A 17,478-nucleotide genomic window follows, 5' to 3' on the forward strand; every position below is an offset into this window, starting at 1 on the left:
CTGGGCGCGCAGCGCGTCCGGTCCCCTCCCCGACACCGGCCACGGCACGACCGGCGGCGCGGACGGCGCGCCGGGGGCCGCGGGCGCGGGGACCGGCGCCTCGGTGAGCACCAGATGGCAGTTCGTCCCGCCCATCCCGAAGGAGCTGACCCCGGCGATCAGCGGGCGGTCCGGGCGCGGCCACTCCGACAGCTCGTCCTGGACCCGCAGCCCGAGATCCGCCAGCGGGATGCGCGGGTTCGGCGTGACGTAGTTGAGGCTCGGCGGCAGCCTCCGGTGCGCCATGCTGAGGATCACCTTCAGCAGCCCGGCGATCCCCGCCGCGCCCTCCAGGTGACCGATGTTGGTCTTCACCGAGCCCACCCGCAGCGGCGTCGCCGCCGGACGGGACCGGCCCAGCGCGGCGCCGAGCGCGGCCGCCTCGACCGGGTCGCCGACCCGGGTGCCCGTCCCGTGCAGTTCCACGTACTGGACGTCGCCGGGCGCCACCCCGGCCCGCAGGCATGCCAGCCGGAGCACCTCCTCCTGCGCCTCCCGGCCGGGCGTCGTCAGCCCGGCGGTCGCGCCGTCGTTGCCGACGGCGCCGCCGCGGATCACGCAGTACACCCGGTCGCCGTCGCGCAGCGCCGCGTCCAGCGGCTTCAGCAGCACCACGGCACCGCCCTCACCGCGGACGAACCCGTTGGCACGGGCGTCGAAGGTGTGACAGCGCCCGTCCGGGGACAGCCCCCCGAACTGGGCGGCGGCGGCGTCCATGCCGTCCTCGCCGAGGATGAGGTTGACTCCGCCCGCCAGCGCCGCCTCGCACTCCCCGCGCCGCAGGCTCTCGCACGCCAGGTGCACCGCGACCAGCGACGACGACTGCGCGGTGTCGACGGTCAGGCTGGGGCCGCGCAGCCCGAGCGTGTAGGAGAGGCGGTTGGCGATGATGCTGCGGTGCACGCCGGTCATGGCGTACCGGTTCGGGGCGGACGGCCCGTGCCGGCGCAGCAGCGCCGCGTACTCGTCCCAGATCGCCGCGGCGAACACGCCGGTCCGGCTTCCGGCGAGCGCGTCCGGGCGGACGCCCGCGTCCTCCAGGGCCTCCCAGCCCAGCTCCAGCATGAGGCGCTGCTGCGGGTCCATCGCGGCGGCCTCGCGCGGCGAGACGCCGAAGAACCCGGCGTCGAAGGCGTCGACCTCGTCGAGGAAGCCGCCGAACCGCGGGGGCGCGTCCGGCGGAGCACCGTCCGGCGGAGCACCGTCCGCCGGAGCGCCGTCCGGCGAAGCGCCCGCGCGGCGCCGGCCGGCCGGCATCGCGGTGACGGCGCTTTCGCCGGCGCGCAGCAGGCGCCAGAAGGCGTCCGGGTCCGGCGCGCCCGGCAACCGGCTCGACAGACCCACGACCGCGATGGAAAGAATGGCCATCACATCCCACGCCGAAATCGAACGAGAACCTGCGCCGGTCGCGCGCCGGCGGCCGGCGGCGCCCACGGAGGGCGCTCGCCGTTCCCATCGTCGAGGTGGTCTCTAAAGCCACGCCAAACCATCGGCCGGCTTCCGTCGCGGCCGTCCGGACGTGTGGGTTCCCCCTAAAGGAGGGGTCCGGAGGATGGCCGAATCACCCGGAGAACATAGGGGCCGCCGGTGCCGCCGATAGGGGCTGACTACATCTCGGCGCGACCATAGATTGAATGCAGGCCGACCGGCCCCGGTAGCCCAATCAGGTAGCCAGGCGGCGGACTTAAAATCCGTGGAGTGTGGGTTCGACTCCCACCCGGGGCACGCGAAGGGCGGGCGTCCGGCCACACGACGCCGGGCGCCCGCCCCAAGGGCTCACGATCGGACGGCGAGGTCAGGTACCCCCATGACACGCCGCGGAGTTGTGCCCGGCCTGCGGCCGGGGCCGTCCCTCGTACCCGAAGACGCCCTCGCGCCCGCAGGGGACCTCGCCCGCGAGCCCGCGCGGGCGCAGCCCGCCGGCGCCTTTTCCCGCGACCGCGTACCGCTCCGGTTCGGCGACCCTTTCGGGCACCGTCACGTCGATCTCCGAGTACTGCAGTGCGGCGCGCAGATCGAAGCGCTTGACATTGAGCTTTCGATAGATCCTCGTCAGATGCTGCTCCACGGTGCTGACGGTGATGTAGAGCCTCTTGGAAATCTCCCGATTCGTATGACCGGCGGCGGCCAGGGTCGCCACCCTGCGTTCGGCGTCGCTGAGTTCGGAGGTGACGGTAAAAGGCGTGGATTCGTTTTCCGGAACCACTGGACCGCCGTCGATCCTGTCGACCGTCCCGGGCTGTTCCGGAATGCGCGCCCGGCATTTGCGGGCCAGCGCGTCGGCCTTGCGCGCCAGCGTACGGGCCTGTTCGTGCTCGCCGAGGACCTGGCGGGCCCGGCTCTCCTCGGCGAGCGCGTAGGCCAGCCCGAGCCGGTCGCCGCTGCCCTGGAGCACCTCCACCGCCTCTTCGAGCAGCGCGGGGCGGGCCTCCGGGTCGCGGGTCGCGGCCTGCGACCGCAGCGCCAGCCCCCGCGTCCGCGGCTGCCCGGGACAGACCAGCGCCGCCTGCTCGGCACCGAGCCGCTCGGCCTTATGCGGCTCGCCCAGCAGGAGGTAGGCCTCGATGGCCCCGCTCCGCCACGCCTCCAGCGCGGGCAGGTCGAGACCCCACTCGCCCATCAGCCGCCCGCACGCGCAGAAATCGGAGAGGGCGGCGTAGGCGCGGCTGGTGGCCAGGTGGTACCGGCCGCGCGCGTACAGGTAGTGCAGGCCCATGCGGGTCTGGAACATGGCCTCGGGGACGGGGATGTCGAGGTAGGTCGCCGCCTGCCGCACGTTGCCCATGGCGGTGGCGGCCAGGACCATGGCGGCCAGCGGCAGCCCGACCGCGACGCCCCAGCTCTTCGGCGGGATCAGGTGCAGCGCGGTCTCGGCGAGGTCCACCGCCGCGACGAGGTTGCCCTGCCGGACGTGGATCAGCGCGCGCTGGGCGGTGACCAGCGCCTCCCAGGTGGGGCTGTGCCGCTCGGCGGCCTCGGCGAGCAGGAAGTCCGACCAGGCGGCCGCCTGGTCGAGCCGGTCGTTGTAGGTCAGGACGGCCAGCGCGGCCGTGAGCGGCGCGAACGTCCGATGATTAAGGCGGGAACGTTGCAATATGGCCTCCGCCGCGGCCAGGGCGAGGACCTCGTTGCCTTGCGCGAGCTCGGCCGCGAGCAGGCCGGCGTCCTGGAGGTCGGGGTTCATCGGCTCGGGGCCCTGGCGCGCGAACGCGGGCAGGGGGTCGGGCGGCCGGCTGAAGAACCCCGGGTACAGGTAGGCGCCCCACAGGCGGGACGTGCAGTAGTCCCCGGCGGTCGCCGCGCCGTGGTCCGCCGTCCCGTGCGGGGCCCGCGTGAGCCCGTCGAGGATGTCGACCGCCTCGTCCACCCGCCCGTGCCAGAGCAGGTAGGTCACCGGAGCGAGGGAGTCCCGCCCCTCCACCGGCTCTCCGTCGAGGGGGGCACCGAACTCGTGCAGGCGGCGCAGCACCGTCGCGGGGTCGACGCGCCACTCCGCCTCGGCGAGCGCCGACGTGATGACCGGACGCTGCCGCTCGTCGCACATCTGGTAGGCCGCCCGGAGGTAGCGGATGCCCGTCGCGACCTCGTCGGCGGCCAGCGCGTGCTCGGCGGCCTCCTGGAGGATGGGGATCACCCAGGGCGCCGTGATGTGGTCGGCCGCGACGATGTGCGCGGCGACCTCGGTGGCGGGGGCGCCCTCGTTGTGGAGCAGATCGGCGATGCGTCCGTGCGTCGTCCTGAGGGCCGTGGGCGGCGTGCCCTCGAGAATGGCGACGCGGAAGGCGTCGTGCCGGAAACAGCCGTTCACCAGCACTTCCGCCGTCGTGAGCATGTTGACGGCCTGCAGGGTCGCCGCCGCGTCCATGTCGAGGAGCCGGCCGAGCAGGCCGATCGAGGCGGGCTTGCCGAGCACCGCGGTCGCCCGCGCCACCTCGATGATCGGCGGTTCGTAGCGGTACAGGAAGCGCAGCACCGCCCGTCCGAACGCCTCGCCCGCGAGCATCTCGCCGGCCGCGGCGTGCGCGCCGGCCCGGTAGTCGTCGATGAGCGCCTGCACCAGCAGCGGATAACCGGCGCTGGCCTCGTGGACGGCGGTGGTGAGGTCCTGGGCCGCGCGGTCGTCCAGCTGCCCGGCGAGCATGTCGGCCACGGCGGACTTGGACAGCGGTTCCAGCCGGATCTGCTGGAAGAACGGCTCGCGCAGGAACTCGCTCTGCAGCAGCGCGTTCGCGATCCTCAGATGGGAGCACTCACTGAAGATCACGTGCAGCCGCGCCGACCGGAGCCGGCGCACCAGGTACAGCAGGCACTGCAGGGAGGGGTCGTCGGCGTAGTGCACGTCGTCGACGCCGAGGACGACCGGCTGGCGTTCGACGAGATCGCGCAGCACCTCCCAGAGGCCGCGCAGGACGGACGTGGGGACGTGGCCGGCCGAGCCCGTCAGCGGTTCGCGCATCGAGGTGACGCGGGCGCCGACCTCCAGCCAGTGCATCGCCCGCTCGGCGCTCGCGGCCGGGAGGGCTGGGCTGCGGAAGAGCTGCTCCAGAACACCGAGCGGGAGGTTCCGCTCGACGCGGGACGCGACGGCGCCGAGGTAGAGGGCGCCGGAATCGATCGCCCGGTCCCCGAGAGTGCGCAGAAGAGTGGTCTTGCCGGTCGCTATGCCACCGCTAATCATCACCACCTTGCTTCCTGCCTGGGCGAACGCGCCCGGCAGGCTTTCCAGAGCAGCGAGTTCATCGTCCCTTCCAATCAAAGCCACAAGCAAACCCCTGGCAGATCGCTTCGACGCCGCTGCCTTGCCGTAACCCTCGGCGTTCATGATCACAGAAAGACGGCATCGTCAGACGTCGGAACACATATGGATCCTTACACCCCACCCCTCATTTGACAACGGACACCCTGTCGGCGTCCGATGCCACAAAGTGATAATGGAGCGGCTGACCTGTGCGATCTCCACGGCGGTCCGCGTCACCCTTACGCGCCATAGCGTTCCGAGCAGGACCGCAGCTCAGATCACGTGATCATCAACCCCGCATTGCCGCCGCGAATCCGCTATAGGGGTGCCGCGCGCGCCGATTAGGGGTCGACACCTCTCCGGACGGACCCGAACCACTAAGGTAAAGAGACATTAAAATTTGCCGGTAATCTGCCGCGGTAACGCGATGGGAGCCCGGTATGACCGAATTCATGCGGTATTGAATTACCCCTACCGGCATGACCGGCCCGAGCCCGCGACGGGAGAGGGCCGCGACGAGCGGGGCCGGACGGCCCGCGCGCACGCGGATCGCCCGGCCCCGGTGAACGGTCCGGCGTACGGTGACGGCGCCGGCCCCGGGCCGGCGTCGGGGACGGCGCCGCTACGAGGCGACGGGGAGGTCCAGCCGCTCGTCCGCGGCGAGGATCGCCCGCTGGAGGTCGCGGAGCGTCCGGCAGGGCTCCAGCCCCAGCTCCTCCTTGAGGGTGCTCCGCGCCGACTGGTACACCTGCAGCGCGTCCGCTTGGCGGTCGGACCGGTACAGGGCCAGCATGAGCTGCCGGTAGTACGCCTCGCGCAGCGGGTTCTCGGTCACCAGCGAGTACAGCCGGCCGATCAGCTCGCGGTGGCGCCCCTGGCGCAGGAGCGCGTCGGCGAGCATCTCCATGCACTCCAGGCGCGACTCCGTCATCCACGTCACGAAGCCCTCGATGACCGGGCCGCTGCGCAGGTCGCCCAGCACCGGGCCCCGCCACATCTCCAGGGCGCCCTCCAGCCAGACCGCCGCCTCCTCGTACCGGCGCTCGCGCATGCAGGCACGCCCCTGCTTCACCGCGTCCAGGAAGACGTGGAAGTCGATCTCGTCCTCGCCCTTGCGCAGCAGGTACCCGGGAGCCTGGGTCAGGACGGGGTTCCCCTCCCGGCCCGGCCTGGCGAGGAACTTGCGGACCTGGGAGATGTAGACGTGCAGCCCGGCGAGCGCCCGGCGCGGCGGCGCGTCGTCCCAGATCTCCTGGATGAGCTGGTCGAGCGCCACCACCTGGTCCGACCGGATGAGCAGCACGGCCAGGACCGTCTCGATCTTCCTTGCGCTGATGGACGTGCGAACATCCCCGTCGACGACGCGGAGCGGCCCCAGCACCTCATACCTCACGACGCTCTCCCCTCAGATGCACCCTCCGTCCTCGGATTCCTCTTGTTTCCTCCCAGGAAGGCCGAGGCACAACCTCGATGGTGGTCCGGCCGGACCCGCGTCCGGTACCCGTAGACCGCCCCTACCGATGGCGCGCGGGGACAAGGGGGACCGGCCGTCCCCGGCCCGCCCCACCCCTATCGGCCGCTCGCGCGCCGCACGCCGCTGTGACGGCCGCCACAACCGCCGCGGACGCCTCGCCGCGACCGGCTCGACGAGGTCATCGGCGCCTCCGATGCGAAAGGATGGACCGCATGGGACAAGTCACCGCCACGGCGGAGAAGACGCTGACCGCGAGCCCCGAGCGGGCACTGGGCGCGCTCGCCGACTACACCGGCGTCCGGTCCAGGATCCTGACCGGGCACTACAGCGAGTACGAGGTGCGCGAGGGCGGCCAGGGCGAGGGCACGGTCGTGCGCTGGAAGCTGGCCGCCACCGAGAAGCGGGTCCGCGACTGCCTGGTCGCCGTGAGCACCCCGGACAAGCACACGCTGGTGGAGCGGGACGAGAACTCCTCCATGGTCACCACCTGGACGGTCTCCCCCGCCGACGGCGGCTCCCGCGTCCAGGTCACGACCACGTGGAACGGCGCCGGCGGCGTGGGCGGCTTCTTCGAGCGGACGTTCGCCCCCAAGGGCCTGCGGCGCATCTACGACGAGCAGCTCGCGAAGCTGGAAGCCGAAATCACCGCGTGACGCCCGCGTCCGGTGAGAACTACCGCCGCCGCTCGGCCCGCGTGCTCCTGCTGGACGCCGAGGACCGCCTCCTGCTCTTCCGTTTCCCCCTGGCGGCCGGCCGGCGCCGGAAGGGCCACTGCTGGATCACGCCGGGCGGGGGCGTCGACGACGGGGAGAGCCCGCGCGAGGCCGCCGCGCGCGAGCTGCGCGAGGAGACCGGCCTCGTGGTCGCCCCGGCCGACCTGGGACCGCTCGTCGCGACGACCTCCGGCCACGCCGACCTCGGCTGGGCGCGCGGGCTGTTCCGCGACGATTTCTTCCTGTACCGCACCCCCCGGCACGACGTCGACACCACCGGCTTCACCCCCCTGGAGCAGCGGCAGATCACGGCGTTCCGCTGGTGGTCGCTGGACGAGCTGAAGCGCGCCACCGACACCGAGCCGGTCTACCCGCTGAAGCTGGCGGAGCTGCTCACCGCCCTCCTCGCCGGCCGCACCGACGACGTACCCGTCCACCTCCCCTGGCACCACTGAATGCATCGCGATCCCGGCCCACTTCGCTAGCCGGCGCTCGCTTCGTGACCGTGCTCGTGCGAGCGCGAATCGCTTCGCGATCTTCCCGGCGGGGCTCGCCTCCGGCATCGCCCCGCCGGTCAGGTGTCAGCGCTTGTTTGCGGGCTTGCGGGGGTGACGGCGGCTCACTTGTTCGGTCAGGAAGTTCTCCCAGGTCAGGGTGCCCCTGTCTGCGCCCTCGGCGGCCAGGTTGGCTCCGGTCCGGTAGGCGCGGCCGAGCTTGCCCGGGACCCGGACCGGGAGCATGGGACGGCGGCCGCCCTGGGCCCGCAGGTACCCGCGGCACAGGTCGGCCAGCGTGTGGATCTCCGGTCCGCTCAGGTCGGCCACCCGTCCCGCCGGCTCGCCGAGCGTCAACTCCACGAGGCGGGCCGCCACCTCCCGCGAGTCCACCGGCTCCCAGCGGACGCCGCCCGGCGCGGGAACGACCGGTAGTTTCGTCATCTTCTCCGCCACCATGAGGGCGAGGTCGTGGAACTGGGCGGCGCGCAGCACCGTCCACGGGACGCCGGAGTCGGCGACGGCCCGTTCGGCGCCGAGCTTGTAGCGGAAGTAGGCCAGCGGGACCTTGTCCGCGGCGACCACCGAGATCAGCACCAGATGCCGTACGCCGGCCCGTGCCGCGGCGCCCGCCAGGGCGGCGGTCGCCCGGTCGTCGTGCCTGGCGCCGCCCGCCAGGTGCAGGATCGTCTCGACGCCGCCCACCGCGGCGTCCACGCCGTCGCCGGTGAGCAGGTCGCCGGTCACGTACTCGACGCCCTCGCCGGGCGCCCGCTCCCGCCGGCTCAGCACCCTCAGGTCCCTGCCGGCGTCCCGCAGCAGCGGCAGGACGTGCCCGCCCAGCGTGCCGGTACCGCCGGTCACCAGGATCGGTGTCGTCATGGTCTCTTCCCCCCACCCGTTACTTCCTCGGACGACACCTAGACATTCCTCGGGACGGCGATGTGACACGAAACGCGAAACGGTGGCCGCCTCCGGAGCGTGGCGAAGGACACAGATCCCACCCGGCCGTGGCGCGGTGGAGGCGATTTCTGGGTAGGTGAGGGTTAGGTCAGCTGACGCGTTGCGCATCAGTGCAGGTCAGGGCGATTTTCTGGGGGTGAACCGGTGCCGGCGCCCCGGGGGTGGGCTCCATGACGGAGGCAGGCGACGACATGGTCGTCCTGCTCCTGGACTGCCCTGACGCCGGGTCGCTGCTGAGCGCGGCCGTGCGCGCCGCCCCCGCGCGGCTGGAGATCGACGCCGGTCTCCTGTACTTCCTGCAGGACGACGGCTGGCTGCGGCTCGCGGCCGCCGAGGGCTCGGTGGCCGGTCCGGAGGGCCCCGGCCAGATGATCCCGCCGGACGGCGCGGGGCCCGTCGCCGTGGCGGCGCGGGAGCGGCGGCCGGTGTACTCGGTCACCGAACCCGCCGACCGCCTCTTCGGCGAGCGCGAGAGCGTGCCCGCCGTCACGCTGCCCCTGCTGGTCGACGAGGTGTGCCTCGGCGCGCTCTCCTTCCGGACGGCCCGTACGGGCGGGCCGGACGAGCCGTCCCGCCGGGCCCTGGACGTGATCGCCCTGCTGTGCGCGCACCGCCTGGACCATCTGATGTCCCTGCGCGCGGAGACCTCGCCCGCCGAGGACGCGACGCTGGACCAGGCGATGCGCCTGGTCCGCGGGCGGAGCCGGGCGGCGCGGCTGGAGCTGGCCATGTCCAGCGCCCAGGTCGGGTCGTTCGACTGGGACTTCCCTTCGGGGCGCCTGGTCTGGGACGAGCGGCTGTGCCGCCTGTTCGGGTTCGAGCCCGAGGAGTTCGACGGGCGGATCGAGACCTTCTTCGACCACGTCCACCCCGAGGACCGGCGGCGGGTTCACCGGGCCGTGGAGGAGAGCCGCGTCAGCGGCGTGTACAAGGCGGGCTTCCGCATCGTGCGCCCGGACGAGGAGATCCGCTGGATCGACGCCGAGGCGCGGGTCTTCCACGACGCGCGGCGGCGTCCCCAGGGCATGATCGGGGTGGCGCAGGACCGCACCGGCGAGCACGACCGGGACCTGCGCGAGCTGCGGCGCCATGATCTCGTCCTCAGCGTGACCAGGGGTTTCGGCGCCGCGTTGTCCACCGACGCCCTCATGGACAGCCTGGCCGAGGCCGTCCTGCCCGCTCTGGGCGCCAGCGCGGTGGCCGTCTACTTCGGCCCGCCGGAGGGCGACTGGGCGAACCTGGTCGGGACGCGCGGCTACGGGCCGGACGGGGTGCGGCGCCTGAAGGAGGCCGGTGAGATCCTGGCCGGCTCGCAGTACCTGGCGCCGCTGGGCGAGGGCGAGACCCTGTTCATCGGGTCGCGGGAGGACTACCTGACGACGTTCCCGAGCCTGCGCGTGCCGCCGGTGCCGGGGCACAACGCTTGGGCGATCCTGCCCCTGTCGACGGCGGACGGGGTCTCCGGCGTCTGCGTGATCGCCTTCGCCTCCGCGCGCACGTTCTCGGTGGACGAGCGGATCGACTACGCGGGGATCGCGGGGATCCTGGCCCAGGCGTTGTCGCGGACCCGGCTGCTGGACGAGCGGCGCGGCCAGATGACCGAGCTGCAGCGGATGATGCTGCCCCACCGGCTGCCCGAGATCCCGGACCTGCGCGTGTGCGTCCGGTACCTGCCGGGCGCGGAGGGCATGGACGTCGGCGGCGACTGGTACGACGTGCTGAGCCTGCCGGGCGGCGGCGCCGCGGTCGTGATCGGCGACGTGCAGGGACACAGCGCGCAGGCGGCGGCGGTGATGGGGCAGCTCCGCACCGCCATGCGGGCGCACGCCCTGGAGGGACACGACCTGGCGGACCTCATGGCCCGCGGCAACACCTCGCTCTACGACCTCGACACCGACCTCTTCGCCACCTGCTGCATCGTCTGCGTGGGGCGAAGCGGCACCGTGCGGATGGTGCGCGCGGGCCACCCGTACCCGCTGCTGCTGGAGGCGAACGGACGGGTGACCGAGCTGACCGTCCCGGGCGGGCTGCCGCTCGGCATCGAGGCGGAGGCCGCCTACCCGGTGGCGACCAGGCCGATGCCGCCGGGCGCCACGCTGCTGCTGTACACCGACGGGCTCGTGGAGGCGCCGGGCCGGGACTACGGCGAGGGCGTCGCCGACCTGGCCGGGCGGCTCACCCGCTGGGCCCGCGCGCGGCGGACGTGGACGGACCTGCCCGGGGAGAGCGCGCTGGACGACCTCGCCGACCACCTCGTGGCACCGGTGACGCGCCTGGCGCAGCACGACGACACGGCCGTCCTCCTTCTCCAGCGCGCCTCCTCCCCCGATCTCTGACCCGGCGGGAACGGGGGCGCGCAGGCCGCCGGCCCACGGCCACCGGCCCCTGGTCGCCGGCCCACGGTCGCCGGTCGCCGGAACGGCGCGAATCGCAAAGCCTAATGACCGAGCCTCTATCTCGGCTAATACCTCCATTCCTGCGCCTCTGACACCCGCGACCGGACACCCCCTGGCGGGGGAAGGGGCTCAGCCCTCCGGGGGAGGCGGCGAGCGGGGCACGAGCGAGATCGTGTGGGCATGGAGCACAGGTGGAACGGGAGGATGGAATGGTCCCGTTGAGCCGGAAATGGAAGATCAAGCTGGCGGTGGTGGTCCTTCTCACCGCCCTCATCGGCGGGGCGATGCTGGCCACGGGATCGGGCGAGCCGGAGCCGGGCGCCTCCCGTCCGGGTCACGGGAGCGTCCGGTGACCGCGACCGAGGTGGAGATCCCCGCCAAGGCCGGGACGAGCGGACCCGTGCCGAGGTGGGCCGACCTGGCGGCGCAGGCGACGATGTGGTGCGCGGTCCCGTCGGGGATCTGGCGCATCCTGTTCGCCCTCGGCCTCCCCGCCGGGTTCACCGGCTCACAGGACCCGCGGCATGTCCGGTTCATCCTGCCCTACGTGGTCGCGCTGACGGCCTTCTCGGAGGCGGTGGCGTTCCTCGGCATGGGGCTCGTCCGGCCGTGGGGCGAGGTGTGGCCGCGCTGGGTCCCGGTGCTCAAGGGAAGGCGAATTCGTCCGCTGGCAGCAATTATTCCCGCATCGCTCGGATCTGTGGCATTGATAGCGATTTGGACGCCACTGGCCTTCGCGTTCACGACCAATGACGACCCCGAGACACCGCACGGAGCGAAGGCCATCATCCTCTTTGCGTGTTATGCGCCTTTGATCGCCTGGGGCCCCTTGCTGGCGGCGGTGACCGCCGCCTATGCCGTCCGGCGTAATCGCCACGAAAAAGGGATCACCATGGTGAACGCTTTGCCGTCTCGCCGCGACTCACCCTAGGAAGGCAAGACCATTCACCGGGGGGAGAATCCATGAAACAGCACCACAAAGTCGCGGCCGTGCTCGCGTCGGCGGTCGTCGGCGCCGGGGCGCTCGGCGTGCCCGCCGCGTCGGCGGCGGAGCGGCCGGCGGCCGTGCAGCACGTCGTGGGCACCTACGCCCTGCCGAAGGGGAAGGTGATCTCGCGGCACCGGCTGGCGATCCGCCTCCGTCCCACGACCAGGTCCAAGAAGGTCGGCTCGCTGCGGCCGGGCGCGATCGTCGACATCAAGTGCTGGGTGAACGGGCAGTCGGTCGGGGGCGTCAGGCGGTGGTACCGCCTCGGGATCAGCACGCCCGAGTGGGTGTCGGGCCGCTACATCAAGATCATCAAGGGCCGCGTCACGCACTGCTGAGCATCGCCGTCACGCCTCCCGGCCGGGCGCCGTCCGGCCGGGAGGCGTGCCGGTTCCCGGCTTAGGCCGTCCCACGGGACGGTCTCCAGCGGACCGGGCGGCGGATCACCGGCCCGTGCGGGCGGGGACGCCGAGGGGCACCGAGCCGCGGAAGAGCCGGTCGACCGACGCCGCCCGCAGTTCTTCGAGCAGGGTGGCCTGCGCCTGCGCGCGCGCCAGGAGCATCAGCAGGTCGCCGGTGTCCAGGGCGGGTTCCCGGTCCGCCAGCACGAGCAGGGTCCGCCATCCCGCGGCCTTGCCCTCGATCGCGACGCGCATCGCCTCGAACTCCACCAGGTCGGTGAGCGGCGAACGGCCGCGCAGCCGGCCGTTGAGCTTCAGCCGGCCGGCCCGCTCCATCGCCGCCAACGCCATGATCTTGTAATGCCGGACCGGCAGGCCGAGTGCCCCGGTCATCGCCAGCAGGGCCCCGCGGTCGGTGGCGATGTCGTCCGCCAGCCGCTGGAGCCGCCCCCCGTCCGCCGAGCCGCGGTGCGCGCGGGCCAGGGCGCGGGCCCGGCCCACGCCGCCCGCCGCGCCCGCCAGATGGTCGTTCATGTAGATCGCAAGAAACTCGCGGGTGCCCTTGGTCTCCATGCCGCCTGTGATACCCGGCGCGGACGCCCTAAACGGGCGTTTCACCTGGCCGGACGTCCGCGCCCCCACCGCGGCGTCACGATCCGGGGAGCTGACCCAGGGTCACCTCGACCTGCTTCTTGCCGCCGTCCGGCCGCTGGATCTCCACCTTCGCCTTGTCCCCCGGCTTGAGGCCCGCCAGCACCGTCGACAGGGCCGCGGGGTCGGGCGTCGGCGTGCCGTTCACCGACAGGATGAGGTCGCCGGGCTGGATCCCGGCCTTCGCGGCGCCGCCTCCGGGCGTGACCTCGACGACGCCGACCGCCGTGCCCTCGCCGCTGGACGGGTCGATGATCGAGCGGACCGACGCGCCGAGCGCGGCCCGTCCCGACTGCGACACCTTCCCCGTCGCGATCAGCTGCGGGGCGATCCGCCTGACCGTGCTGCTCGGGGTGGCGAAGCCGATGCCGACGGCCGCGCCGCCCACCTGCGGATCGGACGCCGCGGCGGTCGGGATCCCGATGACCGTGCCGTCCAGCGTCACCAGGGCGCCGCCGCTGTTGCCCGGGTTGATCGGCGCGCTGGTCTGGATGGCGTCGGCGATGGTGGAGCCCGGGAAGGCGCCCTCCTGCTTGGTCGAGACCGTGCGGTTCAGCGCCGACACGATGCCGTTGGTGACGCTCCCGGCCAGGCCCAGCGGGTTGCCCATGGCGAGGACGATCTGGCCGACCGCGGTCTTGCCCGAGTCGGCGAACACGGCGGGACGCAGCGAGGCGCCCTCCACGTTGACCACGGCGAGGTCGTCGGGGGCGAACTCGCCCACCGGGTCCGCCTTCAGCGCGGCGCCGCCGCTGGCCGCGGTCACCCGGATCCGCCTCGCCCCGGCGACGACGTGGGCGTTGGTGACGACGTTCCCGTCGCCGTCGAACACCACGCCCGACCCCTCGCCCTGGTCCGTCTCGATCTTCACGACCGACGGCAGGACGCTCGCCACGACCTTCTCGTACTGCTGCTGGAGTTGCGCCGCCCCTTCCCCGCTCCGCGTCGGCACCGGCGCCGTGGTCTGCCTGGCCGCTTCCGAGTCGTCTCCGCTGCAGCCGCCCAGCGCGAGGGCGGCGGCGAGCGCGATCACGCCGATGCCGGCGTTTCCGGTCCTGTTCACGTTCCACCTCCGAGCCGGGTTCTTCCCCGTCTGCGCAGTTCAGCCCTGTTTTCGGAGACCGCGCCGGATCAGGCCCGCATCGATGCCGTCCTCGCGGGTAAGGCGCGCTTCGCAGAGCGAAGGAGGACCGAGGACACATGAGCACCGAGGACAAGGCGGCGAACACCGCCAAGAAGATCAAGGGCAAGATCAAGGAGACGGCCGGCCGGGCGTCCGGCAACGAGCGGCTGGAGGCCGAGGGCCGGGCCGACCAGGCCAAGGGGGACGTCCGCCAGGCCGGCGAGAAGGTCAAGGACGCCTTCAAGGACTGACCCGCACGAGAGTCCGGCATACATGGGCCCGCCGCATCCGCGGCGGGTCCTTGCCGTGCGCGCCGTCCGGCCGCCCGCCGACCGGGGCCGACGGCGCGGTCTACGTCCTCCGAAAAACCGGTGCGCTTTGGCGAACCCTGCCCGCACCAGTGCCCTCAGCTTGGCGAACAGTGCCGACGTTCCCGGCCCGCCGAGTGGTTCGGTCGGCTAGCTGGGCTGGTTGAACGGCCGCGCGGACCCACCGCGCACGGGCGTCCCCACGGGTCTTGCCGCTGGACGGACGAGTGGTTACCGTTCAATCGATTTATAGGAAACTTTCCTAATGATTCGAGGGGAATCGTGGCCCGCTCGCCGCCCGCCGGGGCCCGCCACACCGCATGTGACCGACTCGGGGTTCGGGGGTTCCGCGTGTCCGCATCTCCTACCCGGGAGTGATAGTGAGAAGACTTCTCCCTGGCTTCCTTTTCACCGCGCTGTCCGCGCTCCTCCTCGCACTGCTCGTCCCCGTCCCGGCGAACGCCGCGACGCTCACCGCCACCTTCGCCAAGGCGTCGGACTGGGGATCGGGCTACGAGGCCAAGTACACGATCACCAATGGCACCGGTGCCTCCGTCACCGGCTGGAAGGTGGAGGTCGACGTCCCGTCCGGCTCCTCGGTCGGCGCCTACTGGGACGCGATACTCACCAAGTCCGGGCAGCACGCCACCTTCACCAACCGTGAGTACAACTCGGCCATCGCGCCCGGCGCGACGGTCACCTTCGGCTTCCTCGTCAGCGGCACGGGCGAACCCCAGAACTGCCGGCTGAACGGCGGATCCTGCACCGACGGCCCCCAGACTCCCGGGGCCCCCGGCGCGCCGAGCTCCCCCACCGTGACCGACCGGACCGACACCTCGCTGTCGCTCTCCTGGACCGCCTCCAGCGGCACGGTCACCGGTTACCGCGTCTACGAGGGCGGCACCGTCCGCGCCACCGAGACCGGGACCAGCACCACCATCTCCGGGCTGACCGCCTGCTCCGACCACACCTACACGGTCAGGGCGTACAACACCGCCGGGGAATCCCCCGACAGTGAGCAGGTCAGCGCCACCACCACCGGCTGCACGGTGCCGCCCACCACCCGCAGGGCCGCGCCGTACCTGTACATGGGCTGGGGCGACCCGCCCGACCCGGCGACCGTGATGAAGGCGAGCGGCGCCAAATGGTTCACGATGGCCTTCATCCTGTCCAGCGGCGGCTGCAACCCCAGCTGGGACGGTCAGCGTCAGCTCAAGGGCGGCGTCGACGAGAAGACGATCAACCTGATCCGGCAGAACGGCGGTGACGTCCTGCCGTCCGTCGGCGGCTGGTCCGGCAACAAGCTCGGCCCCAACTGCTCGACGCCGGAGGCGCTCGCGGGCGCCTACCAGAAGGTCATCGACGCCTTCTCGCTCAAGGCCATCGACATCGACATCGAGAACACCGACGAGTTCGAGAACGCGGCCGTCCAGGACCGCGTCATCAACGCCCTGAAGATCCTCAAGCAGAAGAACGCCGGTCTGCAGACCATCCTCACGTTCGGCACCACCACCACAGGGCCGAACACCTGGGGGAACCGCCTCATCAACCGCTCGGCGGAACTGCAGGCCAACGTGGACGTGTTCACGATCATGCCGTTCGACTTCGGTGGCGGCAAGGACATGTACGCCAGCACGATCAGCGCGTCCGAGGGTCTGAAGAACTCGCTCAAGTCCGCGTTCAAGTGGTCCGACGCCGACGCCTACGCCCACATGGGCATCTCCGGCATGAACGGCAACTCGGACCAGAAGGAGGTCACCAGCCTCGACCAGTGGACGAGGATCCGGGACTGGTCCAAGTCCAAGGGCCTAGTCCGGCTCGCGTTCTGGTCGGTCAACCGTGACCGCCCCTGCCCGGGCGGCGGCACCGCCGAGAACTGCAGCGGCATCGACCAGAAGCCCTGGGAGTTCACCAAGATCACGGCCGGCTTCTGAGCCGTCCCCGACCGGCGCGGCCCACGTTCGACCGCCTTACTCCGCAACGCGGGCCGCGCCACCCACACACCCCGTCCCCGCCGGTGCGCACCCCCAGTGCCCACCGGCGCGGGCGGGGCGCTCCATTTCCACCAGTCACCCCCACACGCCCGCCCCAGCCACCCGCCCGCTCACCCTGCCCAGGTCCCGCCGGGCAATCGAACAACCCACCGGACGTCCCCACGCCCCACCGGGCGCACATTGCTCCCTCCAAGCAGCCACACGACCCGCCCGGCACCCACGCCTCCCACCGAGCGTCCGCCCAGGCCGCCGTGCTACCGGCCGGCTTCCACGCACCCCACCGGCCAGCCGAACGTCCGCACACCCCACCCACCGGGCCGCGCGCCCCAGACCGGCAGGGGTGCGTCCCACCGAACGTCAACACATCCGGCCGGGCGGCCGCGCCCACCGGGCGTAGCGTGATGCCTCCAGATACCCGCGCGACCGGCGCGGCATCCACGCATCTCGCAGGCCGTCCGTACACCCACCCAGCGCGGCCGCGTGACCCACCATGCAGCCGGGCGACCGGTCGGGGAGCCGCACACCCGGCTGAGCGCAGCGTGCATCGCTCCAGGCATCCACGTGACCCGCTGGGCATCCACGCCCCTCTCCAATGCGGCCGTGCAGCCCACCCGGCAACCGCGCACCCCACCGGCCAGCCGCGTGACCGGACCGGTAGGAGCGCATCCCACCGTGCAGCCGTGTGTCTAGCGGGTGGCCGGGGGCCGGGTGGGCAGTCGTGTGCCTTGTTGGGAGCCGCGCATCCCGGTGGGGCGTAGTCGTGCGGCTTTCTGGGGGGCGCGTCGTGCTGGGGAGGGTGGCTGGATGGTCAGCCAGGTGGGGGGACGGAGGCGCGGAGGCGGGCGGCGGCCTCGGCGAGGTCGGCGGAGGCGACCACGCAGGAGGTGATGTGGGCGTTGAGGGCGTCGAAAAGCCAGCCGGGCGTGGCCGGGTCCGCGCGGAGCCGGGCGGACAGCTCGCGCAGGCGGGTGGCACAGCGGGCCAGTTCCGCCGCGTCGGCGTCGAGGATGCGGGCGTGGGTCTCGCCGTCGGGGGCGGGCATGCGGGCTCCCTGGTCAGAGGGGCGTCATGGGAACGGCGGCGTCACAGAAACCGCGGCGGCACGGAACGGCTGCGTCATGGGAACGGCTGCGTCATGGGAACGGCTGCGTCATGGGAACGGCTGGGGCACCGGGGACAACGGGGGCGCGGGAACG

General features: G+C 72.4%; 15 protein-coding genes and 1 tRNA gene. 9 read left to right on the forward strand and 7 right to left on the reverse strand.

All coding sequences use genetic code 11. The features are described 5' to 3' along the window. Window positions 1-1,407: beta-ketoacyl [acyl carrier protein] synthase domain-containing protein (locus E1291_RS15240; protein ID WP_131738460.1), on the reverse strand; the 1,407-nt coding region annotated here is incomplete at its 3' end. A gap of 280 nt (window positions 1,408-1,687) precedes the next feature. Between E1291_RS15240 and E1291_RS15245 the strand changes: the two genes are divergently transcribed. Then, window positions 1,688-1,764, forward strand: a tRNA-Leu gene (locus tag E1291_RS15245). 70 nt (window positions 1,765-1,834) lie between these two features. Here the strand turns inward: E1291_RS15245 and E1291_RS15250 are convergent. Continuing rightward, window positions 1,835-4,861 (reverse strand): ATP-binding protein, encoded by a 3,027-nt coding sequence (locus E1291_RS15250; protein ID WP_131738461.1) that lies wholly within the window; start codon window positions 4,859-4,861, stop codon window positions 1,835-1,837. 538 nt (window positions 4,862-5,399) lie between these two features. Further along, entirely contained in the window at window positions 5,400-6,170 is a 771-nt protein-coding gene (locus tag E1291_RS15255) for an AfsR/SARP family transcriptional regulator (protein WP_131738462.1), read from the reverse strand. A gap of 293 nt (window positions 6,171-6,463) precedes the next feature. Here E1291_RS15255 and E1291_RS15260 point away from each other — a divergent pair, with 293 nt between their 5' ends. Continuing rightward, window positions 6,464-6,904, forward strand: coding sequence for an SRPBCC family protein (locus E1291_RS15260; protein ID WP_131738463.1), 441 nt, complete (start codon window positions 6,464-6,466; stop codon window positions 6,902-6,904). Continuing rightward, window positions 6,901-7,419 carry an NUDIX hydrolase gene (locus tag E1291_RS15265; protein ID WP_131738464.1) on the forward strand — a complete coding sequence of 173 codons (519 nt, stop codon included), beginning with the start codon at window positions 6,901-6,903 and terminating at the stop codon, window positions 7,417-7,419. Before E1291_RS15260 ends, E1291_RS15265 begins: the two co-directional genes overlap by 4 nt. Window positions 7,420-7,545: 126 nt before the next feature. Here E1291_RS15265 and E1291_RS15270 read toward each other — a convergent pair whose 3' ends face one another. Continuing rightward, a complete protein-coding gene (locus E1291_RS15270) occupies window positions 7,546-8,340 on the reverse strand; it encodes an SDR family oxidoreductase (protein ID WP_131738465.1) in 795 nt (264 codons plus the stop codon). Between the two features lie 251 nt (window positions 8,341-8,591). On the opposite strand from E1291_RS15270, the gene E1291_RS15275 reads away from it, so the two are divergent. The 4 genes from E1291_RS15275 to E1291_RS15285 all read left to right on the forward strand — a co-directional run bounded on the left by E1291_RS15275 (window position 8,592) and on the right by E1291_RS15285 (window position 12,143). Continuing rightward, window positions 8,592-10,757, forward strand: coding sequence for a SpoIIE family protein phosphatase (locus E1291_RS15275; RefSeq protein ID WP_131738466.1), 2,166 nt, complete (start codon window positions 8,592-8,594; stop codon window positions 10,755-10,757). A 251-nt stretch (window positions 10,758-11,008) separates the two neighbouring features. Beyond that, window positions 11,009-11,170 (forward strand): hypothetical protein, encoded by a 162-nt coding sequence (locus E1291_RS41965; RefSeq protein WP_165495123.1) that lies wholly within the window; start codon window positions 11,009-11,011, stop codon window positions 11,168-11,170. Next, window positions 11,167-11,748 carry a hypothetical protein gene (locus E1291_RS15280; protein ID WP_207400743.1) on the forward strand — a complete coding sequence of 194 codons (582 nt, stop codon included), beginning with the start codon at window positions 11,167-11,169 and terminating at the stop codon, window positions 11,746-11,748. The genes E1291_RS41965 and E1291_RS15280 overlap by 4 nt, the downstream gene beginning before the upstream one ends. A 32-nt stretch (window positions 11,749-11,780) precedes the next feature. Next, a complete protein-coding gene (locus tag E1291_RS15285; protein ID WP_131738467.1) occupies window positions 11,781-12,143 on the forward strand; it encodes an SH3 domain-containing protein in 363 nt (120 codons plus the stop codon). A 105-nt stretch (window positions 12,144-12,248) separates the two neighbouring features. On the opposite strand, the gene E1291_RS15290 is transcribed toward E1291_RS15285, so the two are convergent. Both E1291_RS15290 and E1291_RS15295 read right to left on the reverse strand, forming a co-directional pair. Further along, the gene (locus tag E1291_RS15290; RefSeq protein WP_131738468.1) at window positions 12,249-12,779 is read right to left on the reverse strand and encodes a hypothetical protein; all 531 of its coding nucleotides are present in this window, start codon (window positions 12,777-12,779) and stop codon (window positions 12,249-12,251) included. Between the two features lie 76 nt (window positions 12,780-12,855). Next, on the reverse strand, window positions 12,856-13,920 hold the full coding sequence (locus E1291_RS15295) for a S1C family serine protease (protein WP_242614171.1): 1,065 nt from the start codon (window positions 13,918-13,920) through the stop codon (window positions 12,856-12,858). 137 nt (window positions 13,921-14,057) lie between these two features. Here E1291_RS15295 and E1291_RS15300 point away from each other — a divergent pair, with 137 nt between their 5' ends. Together E1291_RS15300 and E1291_RS15305 are read left to right on the forward strand one after the other, a co-directional pair. Then, entirely contained in the window at window positions 14,058-14,231 is a 174-nt protein-coding gene (locus E1291_RS15300; RefSeq protein WP_131738469.1) for a CsbD family protein, read from the forward strand. A gap of 437 nt (window positions 14,232-14,668) precedes the next feature. Continuing rightward, complete coding sequence (locus E1291_RS15305) at window positions 14,669-16,222, forward strand: cellulose binding domain-containing protein (protein ID WP_242614172.1); 1,554 nt, start codon at window positions 14,669-14,671, stop codon at window positions 16,220-16,222. A gap of 868 nt (window positions 16,223-17,090) precedes the next feature. Here the strand turns inward: E1291_RS15305 and E1291_RS15310 are convergent. Then, window positions 17,091-17,324 carry a hypothetical protein gene (locus E1291_RS15310; protein WP_131738470.1) on the reverse strand — a complete coding sequence of 78 codons (234 nt, stop codon included), beginning with the start codon at window positions 17,322-17,324 and terminating at the stop codon, window positions 17,091-17,093. Window positions 17,325-17,478 lie beyond the last annotated feature (154 nt).

The sequence above is a fragment of the Actinomadura roseirufa genome, assembly GCF_900659635.1.
Classification (GTDB): Bacteria; Actinomycetota; Actinomycetes; order Streptosporangiales; family Streptosporangiaceae; genus Spirillospora; species Spirillospora roseirufa.

Bases quoted from the DNA above. Each gene is read 5' to 3' on its own strand.
- E1291_RS15290 (WP_131738468.1), bottom strand. From the start codon at position 12,779: ATGGAGACCAAGGGCACCCGCGAGTTTCTTGCGATCTACATGAACGAC.
- E1291_RS15285 (WP_131738467.1), top strand. From the start codon at position 11,781: ATGAAACAGCACCACAAAGTCGCGGCCGTGCTCGCGTCGGCGGTCGTC.
- E1291_RS15310 (WP_131738470.1), bottom strand. From the start codon at position 17,324: ATGCCCGCCCCCGACGGCGAGACCCACGCCCGCATCCTCGACGCCGAC.
- E1291_RS15250 (WP_131738461.1), bottom strand. From the start codon at position 4,861: ATGAACGCCGAGGGTTACGGCAAGGCAGCGGCGTCGAAGCGATCTGCC.
- E1291_RS15275 (WP_131738466.1), top strand. From the start codon at position 8,592: ATGACGGAGGCAGGCGACGACATGGTCGTCCTGCTCCTGGACTGCCCT.
- E1291_RS15270 (WP_131738465.1), bottom strand. From the start codon at position 8,340: ATGACGACACCGATCCTGGTGACCGGCGGTACCGGCACGCTGGGCGGG.
- E1291_RS15300 (WP_131738469.1), top strand. From the start codon at position 14,058: ATGAGCACCGAGGACAAGGCGGCGAACACCGCCAAGAAGATCAAGGGC.
- E1291_RS15260 (WP_131738463.1), top strand. From the start codon at position 6,464: ATGGGACAAGTCACCGCCACGGCGGAGAAGACGCTGACCGCGAGCCCC.